The sequence below is a fragment of the Neobacillus drentensis genome, assembly GCF_036965245.1.
GTDB classification, from domain to species: domain Bacteria; phylum Bacillota; class Bacilli; order Bacillales; family Cytobacillaceae; genus Neobacillus; species Neobacillus drentensis_G.
On sequence record NZ_JBALPG010000017.1, the window covers coordinates 186,855 to 190,432 of the forward strand.

Annotated in this window: 4 protein-coding genes; 2 read left to right on the top strand and 2 right to left on the bottom strand. The window is 39.1% G+C overall.

Annotated features, from left to right (window positions below; translation table 11 throughout):
• Window positions 1-304: 304 nt before the first annotated feature.
• Window positions 305-1,372 (bottom strand): NAD(P)/FAD-dependent oxidoreductase, encoded by a 1,068-nt coding sequence (locus tag V7150_RS05135; protein ID WP_335514374.1) that lies wholly within the window; start codon window positions 1,370-1,372, stop codon window positions 305-307.
• 215 nt (window positions 1,373-1,587) lie between these two features.
• Between V7150_RS05135 and V7150_RS05140 the strand changes: the two genes are divergently transcribed.
• Together V7150_RS05140 and erpA are read left to right on the top strand one after the other, a co-directional pair.
• Window positions 1,588-1,827 carry a YuzB family protein gene (locus V7150_RS05140; RefSeq protein ID WP_283920037.1) on the top strand — a complete coding sequence of 80 codons (240 nt, stop codon included), beginning with the start codon at window positions 1,588-1,590 and terminating at the stop codon, window positions 1,825-1,827.
• Between the two features lie 127 nt (window positions 1,828-1,954).
• Window positions 1,955-2,320 carry an iron-sulfur cluster insertion protein ErpA gene (gene erpA, locus V7150_RS05145; protein WP_335514376.1) on the top strand — a complete coding sequence of 122 codons (366 nt, stop codon included), beginning with the start codon at window positions 1,955-1,957 and terminating at the stop codon, window positions 2,318-2,320.
• A gap of 180 nt (window positions 2,321-2,500) precedes the next feature.
• Here the strand turns inward: erpA and V7150_RS05150 are convergent, their stop codons facing one another.
• A complete protein-coding gene (locus V7150_RS05150; protein WP_335514378.1) occupies window positions 2,501-3,499 on the bottom strand; it encodes an NAD(P)/FAD-dependent oxidoreductase in 999 nt (332 codons plus the stop codon).
• Window positions 3,500-3,578 lie beyond the last annotated feature (79 nt).

The following is a 3,578-nucleotide window of genomic DNA, read 5'->3' on the forward strand; positions in this document are numbered from 1 at the left end:
GGATTCGGACAAGACAAGTGAATTTCCTGCATATCCTGTCCGAATAGGCCTCGCATTCGGACTATTAACAGGCAAATCCACATAATAATTAGCTGCCATTATCGGCGTTTTTTTTCTTATTGTAGAATCAGGTGCTTTAGTTGAAATAAGAAGAAACCTTAATTTGATTATCATTTAGTCAATATGACTATTAAAAATGGCGTGCTAAAACTGAAAGCAGTTTTAGCACGCCATTTTCTATGTCATTTAACTGTTTTGCATCTAAAAAAGGAATCCCTCAGTTAAATAGAAATGCTTCTTTGGATCATCCATTGTGAAACTTATACATCCACAGAATCCCCGATTTTAATAAACGGGCGACGCGTCCGGTGATGGCACGGTCTGCCATCATCCCAAAGCCTTGTTTTTTTCCAAGAGAGCCAAGAATGCCTTTTAATTTAATTGGCGGGAATGTAGCAGGTAATTCTTCACCATTCCAGCGCTTCTTTAATACTTCCACGATTTGTTCCGCTTGTCCTTCTGCTAGTTGTGCACTAGGGGCATGCGGGGAACTTGCACAGTCCCCGACAATAAAAATATGTTCATCGGTTGGCAGGTGATGGTGAGGAGTTACGATCATCCTTCCCAAGCGGTCTTTTTCCCCGTCCATATTGCGGATAATTTCATTGGCTTGAATTCCAGCTGTCCAAACGATTACATCACAATCAATAGGCTCATCATGATTATATAACCGATTTTCTTCCACCTTGGTGATATTGGAATTGTTGATAATCTCCACATTATTTCTTACAAACCAATTTTCAACATATTTACTTAAGCGCTCCGGGAACGCTGAAAGAATATGTTTCCCACGATCAAATAATTTAATGTTCAAGTCTTCTCGACTTTCACTTAATTCGCTCGCTAATTCTACCCCGCTTAAACCAGCACCGACAATCCCTACAACAGAACCAGGGCCAAGGTTATTTAGGACTGAGTAGGTGTGGCGTGCTTTTTCAATGCTTTGAATACTGTAAGTGAACAGATCCGCTCCTGGTACATCATGATATTTGTCTTCACAGCCAAGACCAATAATCAGGTCATCATAGGCAAGCGGTTCAGTATCTTTCATTTTTATTTTTCGATCATTTGTATCGATGCCAGTTACCTCCCCATATTTTACCTCTAAACAAGGATGTTCGGGAAAAGCAACACGTACTTCTTTATCAGAAATGGTTCCTGCGGCTAATGCGTAATACTCCGTTTTTAAGCAGTGGTATGGAACACGGTCGACTAGAGTAATCATCACGTCTTCCGGTAAATGGTTGGGAAGAAGTTCGTTCAAAATCTTCATTCCTCCATAACCCCCACCAAGAATGACAAGGTTTTTCATTTTTAAATTTCCCCTTTGTTTTAAATCGTTTTCATATAAAAAATGTTAAATATATTAAGATAATATTCTGTTTCTATAACCACATAAGAGTATATCTAAAATGTGTCGAAATAACAACATTTTTCATATTATTCTTGACACAAATGCCATAAACATGGTATTTGACGCAATCTGTTAAATAGAGTAGGATAATTAAGTATGGAGAGGTGAAAGTATTGTTTAAACCTATCATTGAATTTTGTATTAGCAACCTAGCAAACGGTGCTCAAAAGGCACTTGAAAAACTACAAAGAGATCCTAACTTGGATATTATTGAATATGGATGCCTCGGCTACTGCGGGAAATGTGCTATGACTCTATATGCCCTTGTTAATGGTGAAGTTGTAACAGGAAGCACTCCTGATGAGCTGGTTGATAACATTTACCAGTATCTCGATGAGAATCCAATGTTTTAATGAAAGGGAGCATGCCGCTCCCTTTTTATATATGTATCATATGATAATAAGAAGAATCTAAACATTTGAGTCCTTGATATCAAGTGTATATACTATAATAAAAGCCTCAGAAAAAGGAGGAGAAATAATGAGCAAAGAATTAGTTATTTTAACAGAAGCAGCTTCACTCCACATTAAAGATATGATGAAGCATAATGAAGAAGAGGGTGCTTTTTTACGGGTTAGCGTAAAAGGAGGAGGCTGCAGCGGCCTATCTTACGGCATGGGCTTTGATCATGAGGTAAACGAGGATGACCTACAGTTCGAGCAGCATGGGATCCAAGTGCTAGTTGATAAAGAGAGTGCAGCTATTCTTCAAGGTACAAAAATTGATTATAAAGAGTCAATGATGGGCGGCGGATTTACCATTGATAATCCGAACGCCATCGCATCGTGCGGCTGCGGTTCATCATTCCGAACGGCAACGGAAGTTGGTAAACCGGAGGAATGTTAATTATTCAAAAAAAAGAAAGGCGCCCAATTGGACGCCTTTTCCTTTAAGTAAAGATAGTATATTTTTGAACTTTGAAAACGGTCTAGCTCCAGTACCCAGCGGCTAATGTACTTCGGCCTTTTCCCTACGATAAGTCAAAGTGCTTCAGTCGATACGCGAAAACGGGTACTTCCGCTTTTCTTATTTATTAAACATAGAAGAACTGTGTAAAGGCTGTACTTTTGCTTTTGGATCGATGTAGGACTTAGCGTTGTTTACGGCAGTCGGTGCTTCACCAAATCCGCAGGCAATTAATTTTACTTTCCCTTCGTATGTGCAAATATCGCCTGCTGCATAAATTCCTGGTGTATTCGTTTCCATTTTTGAATTAACAACAATGGAGTTCTTTTCGATTTCCAGGCCCCACTCTTTAATTGGTCCAAGTGATGAAACAAATCCATAATTACAGATGACGGCATCAACATCAATCGTATCTTTTTCTTCACCGTTTACCGTTTCGAGAACAACTTGCTTAATTCCGTTTTCGTCCCCGATTAATTCAGCAGGAACATAAGGAGTCTTTACATCGACTTTGGAATTATACAAGTTTTCCACACTATGTTCATGGGCACGGAATTTATCTCTTCGATGAACAATGGTTACTTTTTCTGCAATTGGCTCGAGCATCAGTGCCCAGTCGACCGCAGAATCCCCACCGCCAAACACAACCACTTTTTGACCAGCAAATTGATTCAAGTCTTCAATGAAATAATGAAGATTTTTCTTTTCATATTGTGCAGCACTTTCAAGCTCTAAGCGACGCGGTTGGAAAGCACCATTTCCAGCAGTAATAATAATTGTTTTGGAATAGTGGACTTCCTTATTCGTTGTTAATATAAAAATGCCATCTTCTTGCTTTTCCAACTTTTCAACAGATTGCTCAAGAGCAACAGTCGGTTCGAACTTAGCCATCTGTTCTTTTAAATTATTTATCAATTCTTGTGCGCGAATTTTTGGGAAACCGGCAACATCGTAAATGTATTTTTCCGGATAAAGGGCTGACAATTGACCGCCTAGCTGTGGCAAGCTTTCAATGATTTTCACTGATGCTTGTCTCATTCCTCCGTAAAAGGCAGTAAATAGACCGGCAGGACCGCCACCGATGATCGTAATGTCATAAACTTTTTGATTTTCTTGCACTCCGAATCCCCCCAACTAGTAGTAACAAACTCCACTCACTATAATATCATAAAATAAAAAAATCCTCACATCTTTATGT

What these genes read in the sequence shown, in the direction of transcription:
- V7150_RS05135 (WP_335514374.1), bottom strand. Translation starts at nt 1,372, where the DNA reads ATGAAAAACCTTGTCATTCTTGGTGGGGGTTATGGAGGAATGAAGATT.
- erpA (WP_335514376.1), top strand. Translation starts at nt 1,955, where the DNA reads ATGAGCAAAGAATTAGTTATTTTAACAGAAGCAGCTTCACTCCACATT.